Genomic DNA, 26997 nt, shown 5'->3' on the forward strand with positions numbered 1-26997 from the left:
GCCCGACTCACCCGGCGCTACGGTGTCTCATCCGCCCGGGGCGTCGTTGACGACTCCGGCCAACGAGTCGCGGTCGGCGACGTCGAGTTTGATGCAGGCGCGATAGATGTGACCCTCGACAGTCCGTACCGAGACGGTCAGGCGTTCGGCGATCTCGCGGTTGGTCAGGCCGCGACCGATGAGAACCGCGATCTCCCGCTCCCTGGCCGTGATCGGCAGCGGTCGTGCTGTCGCCCTGATGGCGGGAGTCGTCGCGCCATCGCACGCCTTCGACAGCGCGAGAACTCTCGCAGAGCAGGCGGTGGCGTCTCCACGCCGGCCGGCACGCTCGTACAACTGTGCCGCCTGCGCCGCAGCGTCGGCGGCCGACAGCAGCACTCCCGCATCCTCGAAATCATGTGATGCCGCTGCCAATTCGTCCGGATCGCCCGCTGCGTAGGCCGCTGCGTGGCGTGCGTAGACGTGGCCGAGCTCGCCTTGGATGAGTCCTGCGAGCTCCGCGAGGCGCGGAGCCGTGGTCTTGTCGCCGAAGCGAGTCGCGTGATGCAGGGACTCGGCCTCGAGTGCGAGTTGCCCGGAGTCGTGAGCGATTGCGGCCGCGCGATGCGCGTGATCGATTGCCGCGCGTTCGGCGCCCTGTGCAGCGCAGATCCAGGCTTGCGCGAGCACCCGCTGCGAGTCGTGGATCGCCAGGTGCGGACCCCGGTGCTCATCTGCGTCTCGTAGCACCCGTTCGGCTTCGTCGACGTCGTTGAGCGCCGCGTACGCCCGTACCAGAATCAACCGGCCGGGCAAACGCCACGGGAGTGGCTGCTTGGCGTTGAGAGCGGCGAGTGCCTGTTCGAACTCGCTGATCGCCTCACGAAACGAGCCGCTGTACGTCGCCGCAACACCTGCCGCGATCTTGGCGATCGCCCATCCGAGGAACTGACCCGAGGAGGAGAACTGCGTGTACTCGGTGGCGCGGTTTCGCGCCTCCTTGAGGTCGCCGACCATCGTGAGCGCCAGGACGTCGCAGTAGCGCACCATGACGCTGATCATCCCGTCCGTCGCCTTTTTCTTCGCACGGGTGCGCTCTGCGTAGGGGGCGTAGTCGCGCCCGCGCCCGGCAATCGACATGGCCAGCCCGGCACCGAAGGCCGCGAAATCGATGGCCTGTGACGGCGCGTTCGGACTCTCGAGAACGTGCTCGGCGAGCGCGATTCCCTCGTCGAGCCGGTTCTCGTGAACGGCCATCGCCGCGGCAACCGCGTCGACGACGAGTCGTAGCGACGGATGCTCGACCTTCTCGTTGAGCAGTTCGAGCATGCGATAACTCTCATCGACGTCGCCGAGCATCCAGAAGATCAGGCTCATGCGCGATACCGCCCACACCACGAGCTCGAACTCATTGAACGACTCGGGCTCGAACTCGGTGAATACAGCGTCGGCCTCGACGACTCGCCCCTGCCACATGATCGCGCGGGAGAGCAGCTCTCCCGCGGTCAGACTGCCGTCGTGCTCGAAGGCGACGCGGGCGAGCCGCTCACCGAGCGGGAGATTGGCCAGGAAGATCGCATCCTTGGCCGCTGCGATGAGCAGCGCTACGTCGACGTCACGGTGCGCGTCGACGCTCAACTGTGCGAGGCGGATACGCTCGGCGGCGGTGTCGGTTGCGTGGTCGCGCAATGCGTCGACGAGTTCGGCGCGTAGCCGTCGGGCCGCGACGGTGCTGATACGTCGCCGAACCACGTCTCCGTAGAGCGGGTGGGTGAATCGGACGTTGGTCGTGTCGCCGTCGCGAGTTGTCGTGATGAAACCCAGAGTCTCGGCGTCGTCGACCGGTTCCTCGCCGATCAGCCCGATCAGGAGATCGATGTCGATCGGCTCATACAGCGACAACACCTTGAGCGCATCGACAACGTGCGGACCAGCACGGTCGAGACGGTCGTCGAGCAGTGACACCAGGCCGGACGGAACCGCCGTCGCGCCCCGCAATTGCCAGACGCCCGACACCTCCGACAACGCACCGGATTCGACGGCCCCCTCGATCATATTTCGGAGGAACAGTGGATTTCCGCCGGACGAATCCCAGATGACGTCGGCGCTCAAGCCCTCCAACGATCCGCCGAGCACACGTTCGACCAGTTCAGCGCACTGTTCTTTCGTGAGGTTCTGCAGTTCGAGTCGGTGAAGGTAGCCGTCCTTCCACAACGAGGTCACCGCATCGGGCACAGGTTCGCCCGTGCGGACTGTGGCGATGATTCGTGCGCTGCGATCAATCGCGATCTGATGCAGCAGCGTCGCCGAAAGCTGATCGAGCATATGGGCGTCGTCTATCCCGATGACCGTTCCGGGCTCGGCAACGAGGGTCTCGCGCGCGGAGACCAACGCCGCTATGGGATCGCGCGACGCGGTAGGAGCTACCCACGGCGCGAAGGCTCCGAGCGGTATGGCACGCGACGACTCGGTACATGCAGCCCATCGGACAGGCCTACCGAGCGAATCGGTGACCATCCGGGCGAGCGTGGTTTTGCCGACGCCCGCGGGCCCGACAAGTACCACTCCACAGCGATCGCTTGGTCGCAAGAGCGCGGAGCGGATGAACTGTTGCTCGGCGGGCCGGCCGAGGAGTTGCCAGCGCCCTTCCATGGTTGAGCAGTATAGGGCGAATTGCCAGAAATTGAGTCGTGAAGGTTCGAGCAAGGAAACTCACTCGGGGAGTTCGTCCACGCTCGTCGGCTCACACATCGGGGCATTGTTCTTTTGATGCCGGAATCGACTCGACGCATCGTACACGTCGCGCTTGAGGCGGTTAATCGATCCGAGCGGGGTATGTACCTTCAGGCCACGCCAGGAATTGAACGACAGGACGTCGTCGCCGTATGCGCGTCGCTCCGGTGTGTAGGGATTCTGCGTCGGGAATCTGATCGTGGCAACTGTCCGGTGCGGTGACTCCTCCTCCGACCACGCCTTTGTCGCATCGTCGATCGGCATCCGGTCGACATTCGTGCACAGTTGCACCCGCAGTTCATATTCGGCCGGATGCGACTCGAAGAAATCGACGGTCATGTCTTGCAGCGCATTTACTCCGCGATAGTCGGGTGTCGGTTGACCGGCGAGCGCACGAACCTCGGCCGACGACGGCGCGTACAGCATCTTCGCGACATATTTGCCGTAGCGCAGCGGCGCTGACGTATAGAAGGTGTCCCCGAGAATATGCGTGTTCTCCCTGATGAAAACTCTCAGGGTGTCCGGAAACGGGCGCCCGATCTTTGTCAGAATCCTGGCGTCGACTGCGGCCAACAAGCGTTCGCCGAACCCGAGAACGGGATCGGAAACACGGGCGAGCAGCACCGCCGTCGGCATGCCCTTGAGGAGATACTCCTTCGCGTCCGCGAACAGGAACTCCCGATGGGTCACCATGATGAAGTCCTGGGTGACCGCGGTGTCGTCGGGCAGGGCACGGTCTGCGGTCGGATCGACGCCGACGACCTTGATCCCGAGGCCGCGCACGCCTCTCATCTGATCGGTACGTATGGCTCCCGACGTGCTCGATAAGCGGGCGATGATCGGGTAGGTCCGTGGTTCCGCGAACAGCCCCTGGGCGAGTTCTTCCGGCAGGTCGGCGTGCACCTCGAGTTCACCGCGTAGGACAGCGTGACTCTTGGCGTGGGCGTCTCGGATGCCGCGCTTGTACTTGGCGTACGCGTGCTCGTTGTTCGTGTGCAGGATCTGCACCATCTTCGCCACCACCTCCGCCTCACCAGGCGGGGTGTCCTCCATCTCCGGCTCCCACAACACGTACTCACGACTCATCGTCACGGTCCTCTCGGCGCATCAGGGTGCGGGCCAGGGTGCGAAAGGGTTGGTGGCATGTGCGAGCACCGGGGTGAGCGTGGGGAAGTGGCGGAGCAACACTGTGCGCATCGTGTTGTCGCGGATCCACGCCATGCCCGCTTCGGTGTAAACGTCGGCGGTGAAGTCCGTCGTCAGGAATCGATCAGCGGCGATCCTGCGTGATGCCATCAAGATGAACACCCGAAACGCGGTGTCGGAGAATCCGAAGCCTCGGGGTTTGCGTTCTGCGTAGAGACCGATCATGAGATCAACGTCATCGATGTCGCGGTACATCTGCTCGAGCTGCTTCGCCCACTCGGCGTTGTTCGTCAAATCTGCGAAGCTCTTGGCGGGCGGGAGCCGGAAATACCGCCGGAATTCGTTGTAGCGTGGCACGCCACGCTCTCGGCTTCGGAGGACATCGATAGTGGCGAGGTCAATCGACTCAGCGTCCGGCCGCGGGAGATCTCGGAGAGCTTCCGGGAAATTGTGGAGCGTCAAAGCTCCCGGAAATGCCCTTCCGAAGGAATACAGCAAATCGTCCATCGACCATTCCGCCATTCGCTGGTGCACGTTGTCGGCCAGAAGCTCTCCGAGCGGGTGAGTATGCCTGGTCTGGCCCGTGGCCAGGCTCCGTACATCGAGGTGGTCGGGTAGCAGGGGATGCATGCGATACACCGCCACGAATTCTTCGGTCAACGAGAACGGCACCCCGTCGAGATGAGTTCCGCCACCTGGAATCCCGAAGAGTATCTCGCTGTCGACAAGCCGCCCGAACTTCGAGGTGAACTTCTCACCCAGTAATCCGAACCAGTTCGCGTGCATGCCGGTCACGGTTGTGGGGTGCGCGATGATCGCAGGTGTCCAGTCGACAGTGTGGATCTTTGCCATCAGTGCCGAGTTGATCAGTCGCGCAACGTTATACAGCCGCTCTTGATCAGCTGTGAATTCAGGGTGTGCGACCGTGAGTCGTCGACATATCGCGTTGTGTTCCCGCAGGAACAACGACTGCATCAGCGCGAGTCCCAGCCACGAATTCGCCTTGGGTCCGTTCTTGTCCAGCAATTGCTCCGCTGCCAACGTGGGGAGTCCGTCGTCAGCGAGTTCGATGGTGGCGAGCAGATTGCCGTCGGCATCTCGGTGGCGGATCGCGGCCGCGTACTCCTCGGTGTCGCCGTAGATCTGCGACGCGTCCCACCAGTGCGTGTCACGGTTGGCGTACGTCGGCGGGGCGTCGGCCGGGCCGTCGAGTGTCGGCGTTCGTGGAACCTGCATCGGCCGGGAGTGCGGCCAGTGGTCGTCGGCGTCGAGCTCGATGAGCCACGGCTCGGGATCGGGAGGAGTGAGATGACTCACCCAGTCATGCACCTGAAACTGGATCCACGCGGCGGCGAGCAGGTTGAGCGTCTCAGCGGGCTGAAACTCGGTGCGCGCGAGCAGCTTCTCGCTGACGACGCGCGGACTCGGCTCACGAAATCTGTCCCCGAGCTCGGGCCAAGTCGCGTCAAGCGGCACGTTGCGACCGAATCGAGTGCCGACGGACCCCATGTCGGGGTGCGCGAGGTTGTCGAAGCGCCCGTCGATCGTGCGCTTGCGATGGTCCGACGCCGGTAACGGTGGGTCGAGGGGCGGGGCGGGATCGGGATCGGTGTCGACGAGGTTGAGTGCCCGGAGCTGGCTGCGGATGCCGACCAGCACCGCCAGCCCCAACGGTTTCGGTAGTCGCGACCAGCCGACCACCCGGTCGAGCTGCTCCGCGGTCACTGCGAGGACCCGCTCAACGGTACTTCTCTGATCGACCACCGATTCCTCTTCCGTACCCGTGTCGCCCGCCCTGACCGATGTGACGCGATCAGTATCCCCGACGGCGGCGTTCGGGTGCATGCGTACCGGACTACCTCATCGGGAAAACGCTGATTCGAGTACCCCGGTACTCGTGCGACCGCCATCCATGTCGCGAAGGCTGGAAACCCAGTCGGTTCACGCATGTCCGACGCAGGGTCAATCGGCACGATCAACGATGTCGTGCACTACGGGAGAATGGCAGGTGATTCGTGATCGTCCCGATCGGCATCACGCTCAACATCGAGACCGAACTCGACGACGCGGTGTCGGCGCTGGGGTGCCGCGTGGGCGACGCGCGGCACAGTCGATTCTGGTTCGCGGAGGCACGCCACGCATCGATCGACACCCCGACACCCCTCTACGACAACAGAGTGGCGATCAGGTTGCGCACGGGTGCCTTCGACGACCTCACGGTCACCATGCATCCCGAGCGAAGCGAGTGGCTGACAGGCGATTGGGCCAACTCGTTCGACCGTGACCAGTTCGAATATCGCATCTCAGATCAGTGGTGTGGTGGCGATCGAAGGCTCAGGGCGTCGGCACGTACCCGTCATCCGTCCGGGAGCATGTCCGAGGCGATCGAGAACGGCGCCGACCCCACCCACCTCCTCGACACGGCGCAACGACGCTTTCTGGTCGCGTGCGCGTCGTCGGGGCCGCCGATCGACCACCTCGTACTGCGTGGGCCGATCACGTCGCAGGTCTGGGATACGTCGGTGCGCGACGTCCGACAGGTTCGGGTGGCGAGGTGGCTGTCCGATGACATCGACGTCGTCGGGGTCTCCACGTGCATCGGTGTCCGCCCCGGCGAGTCGTCGCACGACCTCGCGGCGCGGGCCTCGGCGGTCGCGAGCGATCTCCGCGACAGCCTCCACGACGCCGGGTGTCACACCAGCCCGCTGACGAGCAAAACCGCTCTGGCGCTTCGTGTGCTCGCAGGGGCGACCCCGTGATTACCCGTCGACGGAGACGATCGTCAGCTCGAAGACCAGACTGTCACCCTTGTTGATGCCCGCCGCAGGATTGCCATTCGGGTATCCGTCCTCAGGGTTCATCGCGACCGCAACCGACGAACCCACCTTCTGACCCGCGATGGCCTTCTTGAAACCGACCACGACCCGGTCGAGCGGGAACTGAACGGGAGTACCCCCCGAGTAGCTGCTGTCGAAGGTCTTACCGTCACGGCCATCGACGCCGACGTAACAGACGCTGACGGTCGCCGTGTCGGGGACAACCTCGCCGCTGCCCTCCCGCAGGGTGTGAACCTGCGTCTGCTCGACCGCGAACGGAGTGGTCACCGTGACTGCCGGTGCCGTCGTCGAGGTCGAGGCGACGACGTCGACACTTCCCGTCGTGCCACGAAGGGTCCAGTCCGGCTTGGCATCCGCTGCCGGTGCCGCAGACGGGCAGGAGGGCGACGCCGCGGAAGTCGATGACGACGCGGCAGAGTCGGAACCGGAATCGGAGCCGCACGCGGCGAGTCCGATCGTCAGCGAGGCAACGGCTACGGGAAGTACGACACGGCGGATGTTCACGGGCGTCACGCTACCGAACGGCTTACCTCAGACCGTGAACCGCATCGAACCACATCGCCGACGTCACGAACCCTGGAGTCCCAGTGCGCGGGAGATGGTGAAGAACAGGTCCGTCTGATCGGTCAAGCCGACGACATTCGCCGCGCTGGGGCCGTATGCGGCGATCCGCACCTGCGTACCGGTGTGGCCCTGATCCATCGCGTCCAGATTGTCCGACGTTCCGTATGACACCGTGAGCGGCTGGCCGTCCTTGCCGGTCAACACGCGGGTCAGTCCGGGGTAGATGGCGTCCTTCTCCACCTGCAGGGGCAGCTTCGCGTCGTCGGCGGCCTTCTGTACGTCCTCGGCAGTCATCGACTCGACGATCTGGCTGCTGTGCGCGTGATCGGCGGTCACGATCACCAGCGTGTCGCGGTTGTCCTTGGCGTAGTCGAGCGCCACCTTCGTCGCTTCGTCGAGGTCGACGGTCTCGCCGATCTGACCGCACGGGTTTGCGGCGTGATCCTGCTTGTCGATCGACGCGCCTTCCACCTGCAGGAAGAAGCCCTTGTCGTTGCCCTTGAGGAGGTCGATGGACTTCTTCGTCATGTCGGCGAGCTTCGGCGTGGATGCGCCACGTTCGGGGTTGTCGGTGCACGTTGCGGCTGGTTCGAGGTAACCACCCTTGGTCGCGACGGGTCCGTTCCAGCGGACAGGCATGTTGCCGTCGGCGAAGAGTCCGAGGACCGGAGAGTCCTGGTTGGCCGTTGTGACGCCGTTGAGCTCGTCGGCGCTGCGCACCATGGTGTAGCCCCGTTCCTTCGCCTGCACCTCGAGCGTCTTGCCCTGGTATTCGCCCGCAGTAGCGGTTTGCTGGAACGACTTGGCGCCACCACCGAGCACGACGTCGGGTCGCGTTCCCAGCAACTGCTCGGTGATCGACCCCTTGCCACCCTTTTCCAGGGCGTCTGTCGGACACTTCTCGGATGTTTCCTCGGGCCCATAGCATTTGCGATTGGTGACGTGCGCGACCTGTACCGCGGGTGTGGCGTCCTGGATCTCAGCGGTGGTGACATCACCGGTCGCCTTGCCCGACTTCTTCGCCAGTTCGAGCAGCGTCTGCTGAGATCGGCCCTCGATGTCGACGGAGATTGCGCCGTTGTAGGTCTTCGTGCCCGTCGACCAGGCCGAACCGCTCGCGGCCGAATCGGTGACGAAGGTCGGCTTGCCGTCCTTGTCGAGCGAGTAGTGCGTGTACTGACCCGTCAGCGGCAAGGCGTCGAGTCCATTGAATGCGCCGCCCGCGCCCTGCGCGTAGTCGCGAGCAACGGTGATCTCGGAATCTCCCATGCCGTCACCGATCAGCAGGATGACGTTCTTGGCGCCGGAGTTTCGGATGGAGTCGGCGATGAGCGAACTGCGGTCATCGCCCGCCCTCGTAGCCCCGCCATGTTCCGAAAGCTTGCCCTTGGCAACGGGATTCAACAGCGGTCCGGCCGCATCGTTGCTTCCGTCACCGCCGCACGCCGCAATCACCGTCGTCGCACACACCAAAGCCGTGACCGCCATGTACCGATGTCGTCGCATCCGCATTCTCCCCATATCCGCCGTTTTACTGAACTCGGACATGGTCGTTGCGATATGTGAACAAAAGTTGTCGCGGGATCGACGCCGGTGCGGCCACCCGACCACGACTCGGGTGACCGCACCACCTCAGCGCTTGAGCGGGCTGTAGAAAACCAGTCCGTTGCCCTTGTTGTCGTAGACGACCGCACGACGCTCGTGCGCGTCGTCGTACGGGCCTTTGATGATGGCGCCACCGCTTTCCTCGACGGCCTTCGCGTCGCCGTCGACGTCGTCGGTCTTGATACCGACCACCACCTTGCCCGGTATGGGATGGTCGACGTCAGTTGCGAGCGCAAGTGTCAGCGATCCGCCGTCGAGGGCGGCGAAATGCGCCCCGTCACGAAACTTGAGCGCCATACCCAACGTCTCGCTGTAGAACTTGATGGAATCGTCGAGATCGTCGGTCGACAGAACGATCATGCGGACTTCGTGGTCACTCACGTTGGCCTCCTTTGGCCGAATCCAGCTTGCTCAGCGTGGGCCCCAACCCCGTATTCGACGCTAGTGCAACCGACAGCCAGACGAATGGGACTTTCGGTCCGCACCCGAGGGTTGCGCACAGGACGCACACAGACCCAGGAAATACAGGCAGACCCCAGAAATACGGGCGGCTCCCGACCTGAATCAGGTCGGGAGCCGGTGTCGTCTGACCGCGCGTCAGCTGCGAACGGAGTCGAGCGCCTCGTTGAACGTCGCGCTCGGTCGCATGACCGCAGCCAGCTTGTCCGAGTCGGGAGCGTAGTAACCGCCGATGTCGACCGCCTGGCCCTGCGCCTTGTTCAGCTCGGCCACGATCGCATCCTCGTTGTCGGCAAGCGTCTTCGCGAGCGGCGCGAAATGCTTGGCCAGTTCCTCGTCGTCGGTCTGCTTGGCCAGTTCCTCAGCCCAGTACATCGCGAGATAGAACTGGCTACCCCGGTTGTCGAGCTCGCCGGTTTTGCGCGACGGCCCCTTGTTGTTCTCCAGCAACCGGCCGGTCGCGGCGTCGAGCGTCTTGGCCAGCACCTCGGCCTTGGGGTTGTCGTTCTTCTTACCGAGGTCCTCGAGACTGACCGCGAGGGCGAGGAACTCACCGAGCGAATCCCACCGCAGGTGATTCTCCTCGAGAAGCTGCTTGACGTGCTTGGGCGCCGACCCTCCCGCGCCGGTTTCATACAGGCCGCCGCCGGCCATCAGCGGGACGATCGACAACATCTTGGCGCTGGTCCCGAGTTCGAGGATCGGGAAGAGGTCGGTCAGATAGTCACGCAGGATGTTGCCGGTTGCCGAGATCGTGTCGAGGCCGCGGATCAGACGTTCCATCGTGTAGCGGATGGCACGAACCTGCGACATGATCTGGATGTCGAGGCCCTCGGTGTCGTGATCCTTCAGGTAGGTATTGACCTTCTTGATCAGCTCGTTCTCGTGCGGGCGGTAGGGATCGAGCCAGAAGACCACCGGCATTCCCGACTCACGCGCACGGGTCACGGCCAGCTTCACCCAGTCGCGGATCGGGGCGTCGCGCACGATGCACATGCGCCAGATGTCGCCCTCTTCGACGTCCTGCGACAGCAGGATCTCACCGGTCTCGAGGTCGACGAAGTTCGCGACACCGTCTGCAGGGATCTCGAAGGTCTTGTCGTGCGAGCCGTACTCTTCGGCCTTCTGTGCCATGAGTCCGACGTTGGGCACCGTGCCCATCGTGGTGGGATCGAACTGTCCGTTGGTCTTACAGAAGTTGACCATCTCCTGGTAGATCCGCGAGAACGTCGACTCGGGGTTGACCGCCTTTGTGTCCTTGGGGCGGCCGTCCGCGCCATACATTTTGCCGCCTGCGCGGATCATCGCGGGCATCGAGGCGTCGACGATGACGTCGCTGGGGGAGTGGAAGTTCGAGATGCCGCGTGCGGAGTCGACCATCGCGAGTTCGGGTCGATGCTCGTGGCATTTGTGCAGGTCGTCGATGATCTCTTCCTTCTTCGACGCCGGCAGCGATTCGATCTTCGCGTAGAGATCAGACAAGCCGTTGTTCACGTTGACACCGAGCTCGTCGAACAGATCGCCGTGCTTGGCGAACGCTTCTTTGTAGAAGGTGCGCACCGCGTGGCCGAACACGATCGGGTGGCTGACCCGCATCATCGTCGCCTTCACGTGCAGCGAGAACATGACACCCGTCTTGTAGGCGTCTTCCATCTCATTCTCGTAGAACTCGATCAACGCCTTCTTGCTCATGTACATGCTGTCGATGACGTCGCCGTCGAGCAGCTTCACCTCCGGCTTGAGCACGATCGTCTCGCCGCTGTCGGTGACGAGTTCCATCTTGACCTTGCGGTCGCCCTGCACGGTGATCGACTTCTCGCCGTGGTAGAAATCGCCCTCCCGCATGTGTGCGACGTGGGTACGCGATGCCATCGACCAGTCACCCATCGAATGGGGGTGCTTCTGTGCGTACTCCTTGACGGCCCTGGGCGCACGACGATCCGAATTACCCTCACGCAGAACGGGATTCACGGCGCTACCGAGACACTTGGTGTAGCGGTCGCGAATCTCCTTCTCCTCTTCGGTCTTCGGATTGCCGGGATAGTCGGGGATGTTGAACCCCTTGGCCTGCAGCTCCTTGATCGCTGCGAGCAACTGCGGCACAGAGGCGCTGATGTTGGGGAGCTTGATGATGTTGGTGTCGGGCTCCTGGGTCAGGCGCCCCAGCTCTCCCAGGTGATCGCCGACCTTCTGCTCGTCGGTCAGGTAATCGGGGAACTCGGACAGGATGCGCGACGCAACGGAGATGTCGGACGTCTCGACGTTGATGTCTGCGGCATCGGCGAACGCCCGGATGACGGGCAGAAAGGAGTAGGTCGCCAGCATGGGCGCCTCGTCGGTCAGGGTGTAGATGATGGTCGGTTGCTTGTCGCTCATAACCTGCCTTCGCTCTCGAGTGCGGTCGCCCGACACAATGGGTCGTGTGTCTCAACCGCTGGCCACGCGCGGGTGTGCACGTCCAGCGTCAACCCTATTCGGTCGGCGAAACCCGTGCCGCATGTGCTCGCGAAATGAGCTGGGTCGCGTCGTGATCGCAGGGTGCCCTCGCCCACTGTGGTGCGCTCGCGACGACGCCGCGGGGCCATGGCAGACTCGACCGCGGTCCGTGAACGAGGTGCAACCGTGAGGTGACGATGGTGAACTCTGCCGTGGATGGGACTCTGACGCTGACCGACACGTTCGAGGCAAACCGCTCGATCCAGCGCTCTGCCGCCGTCCGACTGTTCGCGGCCTCGAACTCGGCCCTGTACGTCACGCTGATGGAACGCCATCTCGACTTCGGAACTCGCCACACCGAGTCGGAGCTCGCTATTCGCCTAGACCGCGACATCGCCGCACTCGGCACGTCAGACCAGCCCGCCGGGCTCGATCTCATCAAGTCGTGGGCCAAGCAGGGGTGGCTACACCGTGTGACCGACGCCGCGTCGCCGTCGGCACCCAACGTGTGCTTCCTGAGCACCGAGGCGCGCTCGGTGATCGCATACATGCGTCGATTGCGGCGCGAGGACAGCGTCGCGACCGGCGGGTCGATCATGGGCGTGGCCGCCGGTCTGCACCGGGTTGCCACGCAGGTGACCGACGATCCCGAACGAATCCGCGAGGACATCGAGAACCAGATCGACGAACTCGACGCCGAACTCGTCGAACTCAATGAGGGCCGCCGTCGACCATTCGACCTGCGGGGAGCCGAGGACGAGGCTCGGGCGATCGCGTATCAAATGGAACAGATCATCACCGACATCGGCCAATACGGCGCGATGCTCGATCGGATCACCACAGCGCTGCTCGACGACCCGCACGACTCCGACCTCGCCTACCGGGATCGGCAGCGTCAGATGTTCGACGACTATGAGTCGCTCCTCGAGTCGTCGCAGAGCGCGTCGTATCACGCCTTCACGCAGATGATTCAGGATCCGATGCAGCGCGCACGCCTCATCTCCGACATCGAGCTCGTCGTCGACAGGCTGCCGAGCATCGATACCGGTCTGCGGGCAGTGATGGAGAATTTCTTCCCGTTGGTCAGTGAGCAGATGGCCGAGGTCGGGCGGATCAGGCAGCGCTGTGCGCGTCGAATCCGACGGTTCGTCGCGTCGGGGACGCTCGAGCAGAGCCGTGGCGTCGCCCGACAGCTCAACGACGCGCTGGCGACAGCCAATGAGCTTCTCAAGGATTCGCTCGCCGACCGTCGTCTCGGCTACGAGTTGCCTGTCGCGACGCCGCAGGTGACGTCGATCGGTCGGCTCGCGTTCGAAATCCGCAATCCGGCACCGCCGGAGCAGGCACGTCCCGCAGACGGACGAACCAACCTGGCATCGTTCGCGTCGCTCGCGGGGCAGGTCGACACGGTGGAACTCGCCGACGTCGTGAACGACAAGCTGACATCGGGACCGCTGTCGTTGAGCGACGCGATCGCCGCGCTCGACGAGCCGTACCTCGCGCACGTCATCGTGTTGTGGTCGTGGGCCCTGCGCCAGCCTCGGGAAATGCCGCGCCAGCATGGGGCGGGGTCGTCGTTCGTGCGGTTCCGGTCGCTGGAGGGCGAGGATCGCGCGATCGAAGTGCCGACGTTGTTGTTCAGCGAGCCTATTCCTTCCCAGCACAGCGATACCGATTCGATTCTCAGCACGGAAGCCGACGCCTGATGACCAGCACCGACACCACGAACACTGACACCACCGACCCGAACACGCCCGGGGCAACGACGAACACCTCGGCCACCTCCGCGCCCGCCGACGAGTTCGCCGGATACGACGACCTGCCGACCGCGGCGACGCACGGAAGAATCGACGGACCACGCGCTCCTCGATTCGACGGCGATGTCTCGGCGATGCCCGATCGCGCATGCTGGGCATTGCAGAATCTCCTCACGCGCAGGCACGTCAGCGGCGACCGCAACCCGCAACTGTGGGCGTGGGTCACCGAGTATCAGGATCTGCTCCGTAGTCGGCTGTCAGAGCTCGACCTTCGACTGCGCCTCGTCGACGAGCTCCAGGTCGCGTTCGTCGAGCAGGCTGGATACGAGTCACGTTGGGGTAGAAAGATTCTCAAACGCGAGACCATCCAGACCTACGACGCGATTCTCGCGTTGCACCTCGCCAAGTTCTTGCGCTCGTCGCGTGAGGAGACAGCGATCATCACCCGTGAGGAGATCCACGAGATGTTCGCAGGCGTGACCAATACGATCGACCGTGATCTCGCGTTGTTCGACAAGCGGATCGAACGTGCGATAGACAAGCTCGAGGAACTCGACTTCTTGCGCCGACACCGCGACGATCCAGACACGTTCACCGTCAGCCCGGTGATCACCGCTGTCATGACCGCCTCGGTGATCACCGACCTGCAGCATCAGTTCGAGCAGTTCATCGGCGCCGGCGACACGGGCGACGATCTCGCGGTCGACGCCGATTCGGTAGGCGCAGAAGGCAGCTCGGCGCCGACCGGCCAGTCGGACTCCACCGACGAATACTCCACTGGCGAATACTCCGACGACGAAGGAGACCAGTGGTGAGTGATCTCGACAAGCTCGATCAGCGGGAAACAGCCGACCAGCAGGACACGGCCGCCCAGCAGGGCAAGGTCGATCAGCGGGACACCGCCGACCAGCGAAGCACCCCGGACCGGCGGGGAACGCTCCATCGCGGCGAGGGGGACGAGCAGTACTACCTGTCGCGGTTGCAGCTCATCAACTGGGGCGTCTTCGACGGCTATCACTCCATCGGGTTCAGCCCGGGCGGCGCGCTCATCACGGGTTCGTCGGGAAGTGGCAAATCGTCACTGCTGGACGCGATCTCGCTGGCCTTCCTGCCCGATCACCGCCGCAACTTCAATGCCTCGGGCGATACCACCGCGGCCGGCTCGTCCGGCGGTCGACGTACCGTCGGCAAGTACGTGCGCGGCGCGTGGGGCGAGCGTCGCGACGCAACGGGAGCGCACCGCGAGATCATGTATCTCCGCGGGAGCGGCCCCGCGTGGGCGGCGATCGCGGTCACCTACACCTCGACGTCGGGCACGGCTATCACCGGGCTTGTTCTGAAATGGCTTGGCGCGGGCAAACTCACCGATGCGCACAGCGCTTACTTCATCCACGACGGTGACGTCGACATCGTGGACGCCTGCAACGAGTGGGCCGCCAATGGCTACAGCGCTGCCCGGTTCCGCGATCGCGGTTGGCAGGGCGGTCCGGGAGAGGGCAAGTACCTGTCGACGCTGTATTCGTTGATCGGCATCCGCGGCTCCGATGCCGCACAGCAGTTGCTCGGAAAGGCCAAGTCGCTCAAGAGCGTCGGCGGACTCGCGCAGTTCGTCCGGGAGTTCATGCTCGACGAACCCACGAGTATCGCGGGCATCTCCGACGCTCTCGAGCAGATCGATCCACTGGTCGAGGCGCGTGAGCTCCTCGACGTATCCCGGCGCAAGCGCACCATTCTCGACAACGTCGAGGCGATGCAGGAGCGCTATGCGGCGGAGTCGGCGACGTTCACGGTGCTCGACACCATCGAGCCAGAAGTCGTCCGCTCGTACGTCACCAACCTGCGGCTGCACAACGCCGAACCCGAGATCGCCGACCTCGACGATCAGATCGCCCGGCTCGATTCCGACCTCGCCGCACTCAACTCGCAGCACGATCAACTCCGCCAGGATCACAGCCACCTACTCGGTCGGATCGCGACGTCGACGGGCGATCTCGCGCCGCTGCAAGAACAACTCTCGACGGCACAGAAGGCAAGCAACGAGGCATCGATCCGGCGCGCCACGTACGAACACAAGATCTCCGCGCTCGGATTCGACATTCCTGAAGACGGCGAAGCGTTCTGGGAGCTGCGTGAGCACCTGATGGAGGAGGCCACCCGACTCGACGGCCAACTCGAGGCCGGCAAGCCACATTTCGCCGAGACGCTCGCCACCGAGGTGGCAGCGCGATCCCAACGCGACGCTGCCCGTGACGAACTCGAGCGTGTACGCCACGCCGGTTCCGCGCTGCCCCGCGCCGAGCACGAGATGCGTCGAATCATCGCCAGCGCACTCCAACTCGACGAGTCCGAACTGCGGTATGTCGCCGAACTCGTCGAGCTCGAACCGTCTGCCGAGAGGTGGCGACTGGCCGTCGAGAAGGTCCTACGTAACGCCGGGCTGCGACTCCTGGTGCCGGACAAGCACTTTGCGGCCGCGCTCAAATTCGTCAACGAGCACGACATGCGCGGACGGATTCAACTCCACCACGCGGAGACGCGTCCCGCGCCGATGGTGGAGCCGGGCACGCTCGGGGCAACGCTACGGGCGGCCGAGCCCGACCACCCGTGCACCAACGAGGCGCTCACGATCCTCGCCAAACTCGGCAATTACGTGTGCGTCGATTCAACTGCCGACTTCGTCGAGCACACCAAGGCCGTCACCGACCGGGGTCTCCGCAAGGATTCGGCGAAACTCGCCATCAAGGACGACCGTCAGCAGTTGCGTCCGTCCCAATACATCTTCGTCGGAAACGTGAGCGCGAAAATCACTGCGCTGCAAGAAGAACTCGAACTCGAAAACGAGCTGTACGAACAGGCGCGAGCTCGCAGCGCCGAACTCGATCGGGAGCGCACCGCCAAGGAACAGCGACGCGACGCGTACCGACGAGTCTGTGAGCAGTTCGCCGGGTGGAACGAGATCGACCTCGACACCGCGGACGATCGCGTCGACGCGCTCACCGAACAGTACGAGCTGCTCATGGAGGAGAATCCCGACACCGAGGCACTGCAACGCAAGGCCGAGGACATCTGGGAGCAGGTCCGCGCCGCCATCTCACAGGCGGCACTTGTGCGTGACAAAATCGCCACTCACGACAAGCGTCGTACTCAGCTACTCGATCTGGTCGACCGGTTGAAGATCGAACCCGTGTCGGCCCACGCAGAGGCGACACTCGATCGCTTCCGTGAGGAGTCCGCGGCGGTGCTCGACGTACTCGCACCGGATCCGTTCCGCCAGGATCTACTCAAAGCCGTTGGGCGCGAGCGTGATCGGATGCGTGCAGACACTCGCCGCTCGCGCGACGAGTTGGGGCGAATCCTCGACGCCTACGACAAGGAGTTTCCCGACGCGATCCCCAACGACAGCGACGATTTCGACGAGCGTGTCCACGACTACGTCGCGCTGTGTCGCCGCATCGACGAACGCGAGTTGCCTGCCGCCTACGAACGGATGCGACGACTCATCACCGAGCAGGCACCGGGCGCGATCCTGAGCCTGCACATGGCGGCCGAAGCCGAGGAGCGCCGCATCGTCGAACAGATCGAGCGAGTCAACTCCGGACTCGGCTCGGTCGCCTTCAACCGCGGGACCCGCCTGCGGCTCTGCCCGGGCCGCAAAACGCTCGCAGCGGTTGCCGAACTGACCGACAAGGCGCGGCAGATCTCGTCGCGTACCGCCGCCGTCGGATTCGGCGACGAGGAGGCGATCCTCGAGCAGTACGCCGACATCCTGCTTCTCCGTGAACGACTCGCCGGTGCAACGCCCGAGGACCGTCAATGGACGCGAGATGCACTCGACGTGCGTAACCGATTCGACTTCTACTGCGAGGAACGCGACGCCGAGACCGGCGAGACCATCCGCACATACAGCAACGCGGGAGACAACTCCGGTGGTGAGCAGGAAAAGTTGATGGCGTTCTGTCTCGCCGGGGCGTTGAGCTTCAACCTGGCGAGTCCGCACGGCAAGGGAAACCGTCCCATCTTCGCGCAGTTGATGCTCGACGAGGCGTTCTCGAAGTCGGATCCCCAGTTCGCGCAGCAGGCTCTTGCGGCATTCCGCAAGTTCGGCTTCCAGTTGATCATCGTTGCGACGGTGCAGAACACCAGCACCATCCAGCCCTATATCGACAACGTCGTCATGGTGTCGAAGACCGAGGACGTCAACAGCCGTCCCATCGCCACCGCGATTTCGACGTCGATTCAGACGTTCTCGGATCTGCGCCGAACCAGTTCGAGCCGCCTGCCGGTGTGAGTGGTCGGGCGACCACCGACGAGAGAGCCTCGGCTGGCAGGCGCCAGCCGAGGCTCTCGTAAGTCAGATCGCGTGTCGCGTCAGGACGCGTAGTCGTAGAAGCCCTTGCCCGACTTCTTGCCCAGGTAACCGGCCTCGACCATGCGACGCAGCAGCGGCGGCGGCGCGTAATGGGGCTGACGGAACTCGTCGTACAGCGATTCCGCGACGTCGAGCACGACGTCGAGTCCGACGGTGTCGCTGAGCGTCAGCGGACCCATCGGGTGGCCGCAGCCGTTCACCATGCCGGTGTCGATGTCTTCCTTGGTGGCGTATCCGCTCTCGTACATCCGGATCGCGTCGACGAGGTAGGGGATGAGCAGGGCGTTGACGACGAACCCGCCGCGGTCGCCTGCCTGAATCGTCTTCTTGCCGAGGTGATCTCGTGCGTACTCGGTGACCGTCGCCACTGCTTCCGGCGAGGTCGCCAGGCTGGAGATGATCTCCACGAGCGGCATGACCGGCACCGGATTGAAGAAGTGCACACCGACGACGCGGCTGGGATCGGCGACGTCCTTGGCGATCCGGATGATCGGGATCGACGACGTGTTGGTCGCGAGAATCGCTGTGGGGGCGGTGATCTTGTCGAGCTCGGCGAAGAAGCCCACTTTGAGTGCTTCGATCTCGGGCAGCGCCTCGATCACGAGCTCACGGTCGGCGAAGTCGGAGACCGACGTGGTCAGCGAAAGACGCGCGAGCGCCTGTTCGGCGTCGTCGGCGCTGATCTTCGACTTCGAGACCGCACGGTTGATCGACTTCTCGATGCGTGCGCGGGCCGCGTCGGCGGCAGCCTGGTCGCGCTCGAGCACGAGTACGTCGTCACCCGCGCGGATCGCGATCTCGGCGATACCGGCACCCATCGTGCCGCCGCCGACTACTCCGAGCTGTGTCATGGAGCTCCTCCAGATTGTGAAACGTGGTCGCAGGTCAGCCTACTGCGCCACTCCCTGCCACCCGGATTCAGCGTCCGCCACTCATCGAACCCGGCGCACCTCACCACGACGCGAGGACGTCAGATCATGTTCTTCCTGGTGAGCCAGTGCATCACCGGCCATCCGATGAACACCGGAAGCCAGCAGGTCAGTACGCGGTAGAGGAGCACACCGGGGACAGCGACCGCCGAAGGGACGCCGAACGCAGCCAAGCCACCGATCAGTGCCGCCTCAACGGCACCGACACCACCCGGGGTCGGTGCTGCCGACGCCAAGGTCCCACCGACCATCGTGACCACGGTCACCGTGATGAACGAGACGTGTCCGCCGAACGCGTGCACGCTCGCCCAGAGCGCGAGCGCACCGCCGAGAGTCGTTGCACCGCAACCCAGTGTGATGATCGCGAGCCGTTTGGGTTCACGCGCCACCGCCCGCAGATCTGCGAATACCTCGATCAATCGCGGCCGCAGCGAGGTGCCGAGCCAATGGCGAAGCGTCGGGATGAACAGGAACAGACCAATCGCACCGAGCACGATTCCCGCGACGAGGTAGAGCACCGTCGCCGATGGAACGAAATGCGACAGGTTGGCCGACGTCCCCGCGATCGCAGTGAAGAACAACAGCAGCACCACGTGCACGATCACCTGCACGCTCTGTTGCAGCGCGACAGCCGTTGTCGCCCGAACACCCCCGAGGCCCGCCTTCTGCAGAAACCGCGTACTGAGCGCGAGCCCGCCGACGCCGGCCGGAGTTGTCGTCGCGGCGAATGTGTTGGCGAACTGCATGACTGTGAGCTTCCACATACTGGTGAGACCGTCGGCGCACGCCCATAGTGCAGCCGCCGCACCGACGTAGGTGAGCAGCGACGCCGCCAGACCGGCCGATGCCCAGGCCCAGTCGAGGGTGCGCAGCTCACTGAAGAAGGTCGGCACCGTACTGATGAACGGGTAGGCCACGTAGACCAGCGCCACCAGCAGGACCAACTGGATGATCTGGGAGCGACTGAACCTCGTGATCGTCTCGGCACGGATCTCGTCCGCGCCTGTCTGCGACCGGATCTCGTCGCGCGCCGACGACAGCACCTTCTTCGCGTCGCTCAACTGATCACGTATCCGCCTCGGCAATGCCGACGAGCTCAACCGACGCGATGCGATCAGGACCGCGTCGGCGCCAAATGCATTGATCGCCGCGGTAACGGCCGGCTCGGGACCGTAGAGATCGGTTGTAGTGGCGAGCAATTGAGCAATGTCGGACTGAAGCTGGACGTCGGTGGCACCGAACTCCGAGAAGTGAAAACCACCGAACACGATGCGGCCGTCAATCACGGTGATCTGCGTAGCTCGAAGGTCTCCGTGCGAGATCCGCTCCGAATGCAGTGTGTGCAACGCGGACCAGATATCGGCCACCGCGACGTCGTCGCTGCACCTGTCGAGCGGGGTCCCGCGGGGCGGTGTGCCCGCGTACATCGTCCAATCCAGATCGAGGGGCGCAACGGCTACCGTGCAGCTATTCGCCAGATCGAGGTCGTTGACGACGACCGTCATGAGACCGCGGTGCTCGACCATCCGATGCACGGAAAGCTGCAGGGGCGCGGTCTCCTCCGAGCGCAACCGGATCTTGCGCCAGAACTCTCGCAGCAGACCTGCACTGCGCTGATTGGGTCCATACAGGTCGACGATGATGTCCTTGTCCGCGTGGGCGACGAGTTCGAGCGGACCGCGACTGGCCGGGCGGACCACACGGAGCGCGGTCACGCGCACACCCCGTTGCTCGAGCATCCGTACCGCATCTTCGAGCGGCACGACCAGCGCGGGCGTGCCCGCAACCCACACGACGAGTGAGCCGACGAACCATCCGGTCGCGAGTCCCAAGACCGCGCGCGCTGGTACGACGGCGCTGACCACGAGGTGGATGGGGACGAAGGCAAGGAGCAGGATCCACCACCAGCGTCGCCAGCGCGCGGGTAGCCACGGTCCCGACACAGTCAGCACCGCGGCGAGCATCGCGATCCACCGCGGATCGTCGAGGAACTGCGACAGGAGCGAATCGAGTCGCTCGTTGCGATCGAAATGCCACGTCGGCGCGGCGATGCCGTTCTCGCTGACCGACAATGCGAGGAAACTGATCGCGGCCGCCGTCGCGTACGCCCAGAGCAGGCGCCATTGTCGGGCGGCAAGCAAGCCGACGAGGACCATGAACGGCAGTGCCAGAATCGCGAGGCCGTAAGCCAGATAGACCAGCCCGGCCTGGGTGGGGGTCAACACTCCGACGATGTCGGAGATCGACTTCTCCAATGCCACCCAGTCACCGCGGGTGATCAGCGAACTGACGATGACGACGATCAGCACGATGGCCGCGGTGATGAGACGAAGGATGTCCGACGTGCGCCGCGTCAGCGGTTGCAGCAGATCACCGGATACGGTGATCTCGCGTCCGTCGACATCCATCGGCTGTTCGTGTCTTCCCACGTTCTGGCACGCCAGCGGTCTGCCGGGCGCGTAGTAAGACCCCAACATATCCGGACATGTGCTTACAACCCGGGAGGCGACGGGTTACCGAGCCGCACGCGCTCTTTCGACAACCAGCGCACCGAGGCTCACGAGATCGGCGTCGGCGTGGGATTGCCTCACGTAGATCTGGAGGTCGGCGACGGCCTGCGCGTGCTCGGCGTCGTGGACCAGCGGACCGGGTCCCAGCGCGCGCCCAACCCGATCGATCACGGAGCTCGCCCGCTGTTCGGCCGACCAGCGAACCCTGAAAGCGCGCCTTCTGGCCGAGTCGATGTCCGACGGGCAGGCATCGACCTCCCGTGCAGCGGCGTCGAGCAGTGCGACAACCGTCGCGATCTCGGCCTCCACGGCGCCGAGGTGCATCAGCAGGATGTCGGACAGTCCACTGTGCGCCGACACCGCCTTGGCGTACAGCGCGTCGGCAACCTTCTGCGTCCCGCCGACCCAGCACGCCGCGACACCGATTCCTCCGTGCCAGAATCCGGCGCGATCGAGGTAGGCGCCTGGCTCGCCGACCGGTCGTCCGACGACGCCGTCGAGGACAACGGTTCCGGTCTCCGTGCGGTCCATGCCCGCGTTGGTCCAGTCGGCCGACTCTCTGCGGACACCCGCCGCGTCGAGTTCGACGGCGAACAGTCGACGCTCGCCGGACGCACATCCGCCGTCGACGACGTCGGCGGTGATCAGTGCGTGATCACACGACAAAACCCCCGAACACCACGGCTTCGCTCCCGTGAGAATCCACCCACCTCCGCGACGAAGCTCAGCGGTCACGCGCGGTGCGGGAGGCTCCGCGGCCCACACACCCCAGAACTCACCCGGCTCGGTGCCACGGCCGGTCAGCTCCCAGAGGATGGCATCGGCGTCGAGGTGTGCTTCCACCAGCCGTCCGACGGCGATGTCGATATGACAGAGCTCCCGTAGCGCTTCCCATCGCCTCCCGGTGTCGCCCGCGCCGGGAAGCGGGACGCACAGGCCATCGTCGAGGAGATGGCGTGCTCGCGCTGAGGCGTCGTCGATCATGCGAAGCCGCCCGTCGGAGAAGCGGCGGGCCGAGACGGGTCGGGCAGAGACGGGTCGGGGAAAGGTGCGGCGGGGCGCGATGCGGAATCGAGCGAGCGAAGGTGAGCGGCGAATCCGTGCTCTGCTCGACCACGAGCGCGGGTCGACGTGATCACCGGCGCGTGATGCGACGCCACGACCCGCGCACCGAAAGCGCGGACACGATGAACCAATTCGACGTCCTCTCCGTGCGGTAGCGGCGAGAACCCGCCCACCGCGTGATAAGTCGCGGCACGCATTCCGAGGTTCGCGCCGTGGATGTGACTGTGGCCCTCTTCGTTTCGATACGACTCGGTGTATCGACGCTCGACGTCTCGCGTCCATCCCGTCCATCCGTCGGGCGTCACGGTGCCGAGGAAGCAGTCGGCGCCCTGGTCGGCGAAGTGGAGTTGCTGTTGGAACCAGTGTGGCGGGACTCGGCTGTCGGCGTCGGTGCTGGCAAACCACGTCGCAGAGTCGTCGACGGCGCCGTGTCGCGCGAAGCCTTCTCGTCGTGCTGCGCCCACGGAGCCGAACGAACACGAGATCACTTGCACGCCAAGGGGTATGCGACGCGCGGTCGCGTCCGTGCAGTTGTCGAGGACTACCGTCACTGCCACTTCATGCGGCGTGTGGCGTGCCGCGACGAGGACACTCGTCACACAGTCGGCGACGAGATCTTCCTCATTGTGTGCCGGCACGACTACTGCAATCCGGTTGACGACGATCGAGACAGGGAGAGTAGAAGCACGCACATGGCCCCCAGGATGGTTCGGACTATCGTGATGCCCATTGGCTGAAGGCGTGGTTACCCAACTCTAGCCCGTATGTGCTCGAACGGTCATCTTCGGCGAGGTCACGCGGCACTTTCGAGCGCCAGCAGAGCCGATTTGACCTCCAGCCCACCGAGGTAGCCGCCGAGCGTCCCGTCGGTACGCAACACCCGGTGACAGGGAACGACAACGGGCAACGGATTGGTGGCGCAGGCCGTTCCGACGGCGCGGATCGCGGCAGGATTGCCCACCCGCTGAGCGAGTTGCTTGTACGTCGTGGTCTGTCCGTACCCGATCCGCGGCAGGTAGCGCTGCACTTGCTCCCGGAAACCCGACGACAAGCGATGATCGAGAACCAGTCCGAACTCCTGTCGGCGCCCGTCGAAGTACTCGTCGAGCTGGGCGGCGGCGTCGTCGAGCATTGCCGGCACTCGCAGAATTCGTGGTCCGACCTTGTCTGCCATATCTTCGAGCACGGCGTCGAACCCCTCGTTCTCGAACGCGACGCGCACGAGTCCTGTGTCTGTCGCCGCCAACAGCAGTGTCCCGATGGGGGTATCGACGGTCCGGTAGCCGACGTCGAGGAGTCCTTGTTGCACTGCACCGATTTCCAGTCGTGCGTGTAGGGCGGTGAGATCTCCGACGGAGACCGGAAAGTCGTCCATGTCGAGATCAGTTGTGTTGTCGTTCATAGTAATTCGTGTCCTCGTTGGTCGTCGGCATCGATGTACACGCGGCGCAGCGTTTTCATACCGTCGGCAGCAGCTCGCCGGACGGCATCGGGTGTGCTGCCGAGCAGTTCAGCGGTCTCGGCGTGGGGCAACCCGCCGATGTAGTGGTAGGCAATGGCGAATCGTTGACGGTCGGGGAGTCGGGCAACCGCATCCCACACCCCCGCACGATCGGAGGGCACAGCATGCGGGTCCGGCGTCTCCGGGATGGCATCGGTGGGGAACGCACGACGCTGTCGACCTCGGATGATGTCGATGGCCTTGCGTTGGGCGACTCGCACCAACCACGCCTCGACATTGGTGTCGTCGGCGAGGTCCGGCCATGCGCGCAGTGCCGCCAGAAACGTCTCTGACCAGGCGTCGTCGGCGTCGGGTCCGACACCGAGGCTGGCCCGGCAGACCCGTAACACCGTTGCGCCATGCGTCGACACAGCACGTTCGAAAGGTTCTTTCATGTCCATCACACGGTAAACGTCGCGGAACGTCAGAACGTGAGATCGGGTCCCGCGACGGTCAGAACAACCTCGATGCTCGGATCTCTGTCGGCTCCTCGAGCTCGAGAAGATGCCGCTTACGCTCCAGCCCGCCTGCGTAACCGGTCAACGAACCGTCGGCTCCGATCACCCGATGGCAAGGGATCACTATGCCAACAGGATTGCGTCCGACGGCCTGTCCGACCCGCTGAGCCTGCCGCGGCATTCCGATCTCTGCGGCCACCCGCCCGTAGGTCGTGGTGGTGCCATATGGGATGGCGCGCAACGCATCCCATACCGCTCGATGGAACGTATCGCCGTGAGTACTCACCGGAAGATCGAAGTCAGTTCGGTCACCCTCGAGGTACTCGAGAAGTTGCGATGCCGCGGCGTCGAGCAACGCATCGTCGTCGACGTGGCGGCCGAACTCCGCGTCGTCGGGGCGACGTCGCTGATCGGAGAAGTAGACCCCGGTGATCGCATCATCCGTCGCGACGATGGTCACCGCACCCAGGGAGGTCGTGACCAGGTCGTATCTCGCCGTACTCGTCGTGTGTGCATTCGTCATTTCCGTAATCCTTGTGTCACCGCACCGTGCTGTTCTTGCCCTGCAGTCGCACAAGTGGGGGCAAACGTGAGGCTCGCGTGTGGCGTCCGCGACCGGTGGACGTGCCACCGGTGAGTCGTCACGGGTCGTTGTCGTTGTGTCTGCTCGCGCCGCTTGCGTCAGGGTCGATCTCGGCAGTGGCCGGATTGTCGAAGGAGACCTCGATCTCCTCGAATCCCTTGCTGCGCTGCGCCTGCGCCTGCGCGGTGTACGCGGCCTCGTCACCTGGGGTCAGGACCACGTTGTCCGTGAATGGCGTCAAAAGCGAACGAGGATAAAGCTTGTCGACGCGGACCGCGTTGCTTTCCACGCAGAAGATGACGAGCACCGCCGCGACGTAGAGGAAGGCCAGCAGCCCCAGCACCACAGCGAACACACCGTTGGTCGCACTCGATCGCACGATCACTCGCTGAACGTAGACACTGCCGAACGTTTGCAGAGCCTGCCAGCACAGCGCTGCCGCGATCGCTCCGGGCAGTACGTCGCGCACACTCACCGAACGCGCAGTTCCGATGACGAACGCGATGGTGAAGACTGTCGCGTACAGGACCACCGACGCGATAATGGCGAGGGGCCTGCCCACCGAGCCGAGGTCGACCGCGGCGATTACGCCGTTCAAGACGGTCAGACCGATGATCGAGCCCCCGATCGTCAGCAGGAGCACAGCCCCTTTGAGACGCGCCTGTATCGGATTCGGCCGCTCATTTCTCGGGACATTCCAGATGATGTTCATCGCATTCTGAATTGCCACGGCCACCCCGAGTCCGCCGTAGATCGCGCCGATGACGCCGATGGCGACCGCCACACCGCTGCCGCTGATCGTGCCCGTCTCGCGCAGTTGCGACCCGATGACAGGTATTTGCGACAACGCGGAGTCAAGGATTCGTTGCTCTAGTTCCGGGTTGTCCCGCAGAACAATTCCCAGAATCGATGTGAAAACAAGGAGCAGCGGAAACAACGAGACGAAGCCGTAGTACGCGATCAGTGCTGCAAGGTATCCGCCCTGGTCGTCGAAGAACTTGTAGAGCACAGCGAGCGGGTATCCGGTCCTTGGATGCCGGTGTTGAAAGTTGTCGATTCGTTCGGGAATCGACAACCGTTCAGATCGTGACAACCGCTCGCCTCTCTCGCCTCCGAGTGGCGACGTTCCGAACTGGCCGCAACCCGCCCACCAGCGAATGCGACTGGCCGCGATTTCCGCCGTCTGGCCTTGTTGAATCCTATTCCGAAGCGTCCCATTCAGTCAGTGCGGCTCGCCGTGGCGACAAGCGCCAAACCCTGACAAAGACAGCCGACGACCCTTACCGCACCGAGTGCTGGTAAGGGTCGTCGTTGATCGTTAAAGCTGCTCCGACGCGACTACTGGGTCGGAACGACCTTGCCATTCACCGTGACCTCGACGGTGTTGGTCGACGAGTTCCAGGTGATCTTCCCGTGCTCGAACGTCGAGGTCTTGACGCCGCCTTCAGTGGTCTCGTCGCTGGTTGCCGTACCGAGCGGACCCTGCGATCCGCCCTTACCGTCAGCGGACGGGTTGCCCTCGGCATCACGCTTGACGTTCCACGCGTCGCGGATCTTGCCCCAGGTGATGTACGCCGGGGTTGCCTCTTCGCCGTTCTTTGCAGTGATGACACCGCCGGCGAACTGCTGGAACACGACGCCGTTCGAGCCGGTGCCCGATGCGTCTACCCCAGTGCTCGGTGCGCCCAGATCGGTCTTTTGCTGTTCGGTCGCCGCCTGATACTTCGCTGCGATCGGTCCACTCAACGTGACCGTGCTGCCGTCGGCAGCTTTGAGGTCAACGGATGCACCGGCAGCCGCCGATCCTGACATCCCCGACATTCCCGCCATGCCGGATTCGCTTGCCGACACCGACGACGACGCCGCCGAACCCGAATCGTTGTCGTCGCTACAACCGGCAGCGACGAGCGCGACTGCCGACGCCGCTGCAACGACACCGGCGATACGACGAGTGGTCTGCTTCATTGGTTCCCCTTCGGTTCGAGACTCTCGAGCACTACACGGTTCTCAAGACCGCATTCAGGACCGTAAGCACACCGGCGGCAGGGATCGACCAGAAATCGGCG

Annotated in this window: 20 protein-coding genes; 4 read left to right on the forward strand and 16 right to left on the reverse strand. The window is 64.2% G+C overall.

The features are described from left to right. Positions 1–27: 27 nt before the first annotated feature. From ABW18_RS02770 to ABW18_RS02780, 3 genes are read right to left on the reverse strand one after another with little or no spacing between them, the layout of a single operon-like run. Complete coding sequence (locus tag ABW18_RS02770; protein WP_049697415.1) at positions 28–2631, reverse strand: LuxR C-terminal-related transcriptional regulator; 2604 nt, start codon at positions 2629–2631, stop codon at positions 28–30. Between the two features lie 60 nt (positions 2632–2691). After that, on the reverse strand, positions 2692–3798 hold the full coding sequence (locus tag ABW18_RS02775) for a catalase family protein (RefSeq protein WP_049697547.1): 1107 nt from the start codon (positions 3796–3798) through the stop codon (positions 2692–2694). A 21-nt stretch (positions 3799–3819) separates the two neighbouring features. After that, positions 3820–5703 carry a peroxidase family protein gene (locus ABW18_RS02780; RefSeq protein WP_152929984.1) on the reverse strand — a complete coding sequence of 628 codons (1884 nt, stop codon included), beginning with the start codon at positions 5701–5703 and terminating at the stop codon, positions 3820–3822. Positions 5704–5873: 170 nt separating this feature from the next. On the opposite strand from ABW18_RS02780, the gene ABW18_RS02785 reads away from it, so the two are divergent. Then, positions 5874–6617, forward strand: coding sequence for a hypothetical protein (locus ABW18_RS02785; protein ID WP_049697416.1), 744 nt, complete (start codon positions 5874–5876; stop codon positions 6615–6617). Here ABW18_RS02785 and ABW18_RS02790 read toward each other — a convergent pair whose 3' ends face one another. From ABW18_RS02790 to ABW18_RS02805, 4 genes are all read right to left on the reverse strand, one after another. After that, positions 6618–7151 carry an FKBP-type peptidyl-prolyl cis-trans isomerase gene (locus tag ABW18_RS02790; RefSeq protein WP_162491221.1) on the reverse strand — a complete coding sequence of 178 codons (534 nt, stop codon included), beginning with the start codon at positions 7149–7151 and terminating at the stop codon, positions 6618–6620. It abuts the gene before it with no gap. A gap of 111 nt (positions 7152–7262) precedes the next feature. After that, on the reverse strand, positions 7263–8765 hold the full coding sequence (phoA, locus tag ABW18_RS02795) for an alkaline phosphatase (protein ID WP_152929985.1): 1503 nt from the start codon (positions 8763–8765) through the stop codon (positions 7263–7265). Positions 8766–8891: 126 nt separating this feature from the next. Continuing rightward, positions 8892–9245 carry a VOC family protein gene (locus ABW18_RS02800; RefSeq protein ID WP_005203020.1) on the reverse strand — a complete coding sequence of 118 codons (354 nt, stop codon included), beginning with the start codon at positions 9243–9245 and terminating at the stop codon, positions 8892–8894. 216 nt (positions 9246–9461) lie between these two features. Beyond that, positions 9462–11699, reverse strand: a complete 2238-nt coding sequence (locus ABW18_RS02805; RefSeq protein ID WP_049697419.1) for an NADP-dependent isocitrate dehydrogenase — start codon at positions 11697–11699, stop codon at positions 9462–9464. Positions 11700–11956: 257 nt separating this feature from the next. Between ABW18_RS02805 and ABW18_RS02810 the strand changes: the two genes are divergently transcribed. The 3 genes from ABW18_RS02810 to ABW18_RS02820 all read left to right on the forward strand — a co-directional run bounded on the left by ABW18_RS02810 (position 11957) and on the right by ABW18_RS02820 (position 17804). Then, positions 11957–13465, forward strand: coding sequence for a DUF3375 domain-containing protein (locus ABW18_RS02810; RefSeq protein WP_049697549.1), 1509 nt, complete (start codon positions 11957–11959; stop codon positions 13463–13465). Further along, entirely contained in the window at positions 13465–14331 is an 867-nt protein-coding gene (locus ABW18_RS02815) for a DUF4194 domain-containing protein (protein ID WP_049697420.1), read from the forward strand. Before ABW18_RS02810 ends, ABW18_RS02815 begins: the two co-directional genes overlap by 1 nt. A gap of 155 nt (positions 14332–14486) precedes the next feature. Further along, on the forward strand, positions 14487–17804 hold the full coding sequence (locus ABW18_RS02820) for an ATP-binding protein (protein ID WP_049697550.1): 3318 nt from the start codon (positions 14487–14489) through the stop codon (positions 17802–17804). A gap of 80 nt (positions 17805–17884) precedes the next feature. Here ABW18_RS02820 and ABW18_RS02825 read toward each other — a convergent pair whose 3' ends face one another. The 9 genes from ABW18_RS02825 to ABW18_RS02865 all read right to left on the reverse strand — a co-directional run bounded on the left by ABW18_RS02825 (position 17885) and on the right by ABW18_RS02865 (position 26896). Next, entirely contained in the window at positions 17885–18736 is an 852-nt protein-coding gene (locus ABW18_RS02825) for a 3-hydroxybutyryl-CoA dehydrogenase (protein ID WP_049697421.1), read from the reverse strand. A gap of 119 nt (positions 18737–18855) precedes the next feature. Next, complete coding sequence (locus ABW18_RS02830) at positions 18856–21222, reverse strand: lysylphosphatidylglycerol synthase transmembrane domain-containing protein (RefSeq protein WP_049697422.1); 2367 nt, start codon at positions 21220–21222, stop codon at positions 18856–18858. 105 nt (positions 21223–21327) lie between these two features. Beyond that, positions 21328–22308, reverse strand: coding sequence for an acyl-CoA dehydrogenase family protein (locus tag ABW18_RS02835; protein WP_049697423.1), 981 nt, complete (start codon positions 22306–22308; stop codon positions 21328–21330). Beyond that, positions 22305–23081, reverse strand: a complete 777-nt coding sequence (locus ABW18_RS02840) for a glycosyltransferase family 2 protein (protein ID WP_083444286.1) — start codon at positions 23079–23081, stop codon at positions 22305–22307. The genes ABW18_RS02835 and ABW18_RS02840 overlap by 4 nt, the downstream gene beginning before the upstream one ends. Before the next feature lie 101 nt (positions 23082–23182). After that, complete coding sequence (locus ABW18_RS02845; protein ID WP_049697424.1) at positions 23183–23791, reverse strand: methylated-DNA--[protein]-cysteine S-methyltransferase; 609 nt, start codon at positions 23789–23791, stop codon at positions 23183–23185. Beyond that, positions 23788–24285, reverse strand: a complete 498-nt coding sequence (locus ABW18_RS02850) for an RNA polymerase sigma factor (RefSeq protein WP_049697552.1) — start codon at positions 24283–24285, stop codon at positions 23788–23790. The genes ABW18_RS02845 and ABW18_RS02850 overlap by 4 nt, the downstream gene beginning before the upstream one ends. Positions 24286–24343: 58 nt before the next feature. Next, positions 24344–24871, reverse strand: coding sequence for a methylated-DNA--[protein]-cysteine S-methyltransferase (locus tag ABW18_RS02855; RefSeq protein WP_049697425.1), 528 nt, complete (start codon positions 24869–24871; stop codon positions 24344–24346). A 118-nt stretch (positions 24872–24989) separates the two neighbouring features. Further along, positions 24990–26006, reverse strand: coding sequence for a YihY/virulence factor BrkB family protein (locus ABW18_RS02860; RefSeq protein WP_049697426.1), 1017 nt, complete (start codon positions 26004–26006; stop codon positions 24990–24992). Between the two features lie 263 nt (positions 26007–26269). Beyond that, complete coding sequence (locus ABW18_RS02865; RefSeq protein WP_049697427.1) at positions 26270–26896, reverse strand: LGFP repeat-containing protein; 627 nt, start codon at positions 26894–26896, stop codon at positions 26270–26272. Positions 26897–26997 lie beyond the last annotated feature (101 nt).

This window comes from Gordonia jacobaea (assembly GCF_001186365.1).
In the GTDB taxonomy this organism is placed as follows: domain Bacteria; phylum Actinomycetota; class Actinomycetes; order Mycobacteriales; family Mycobacteriaceae; genus Gordonia; species Gordonia jacobaea.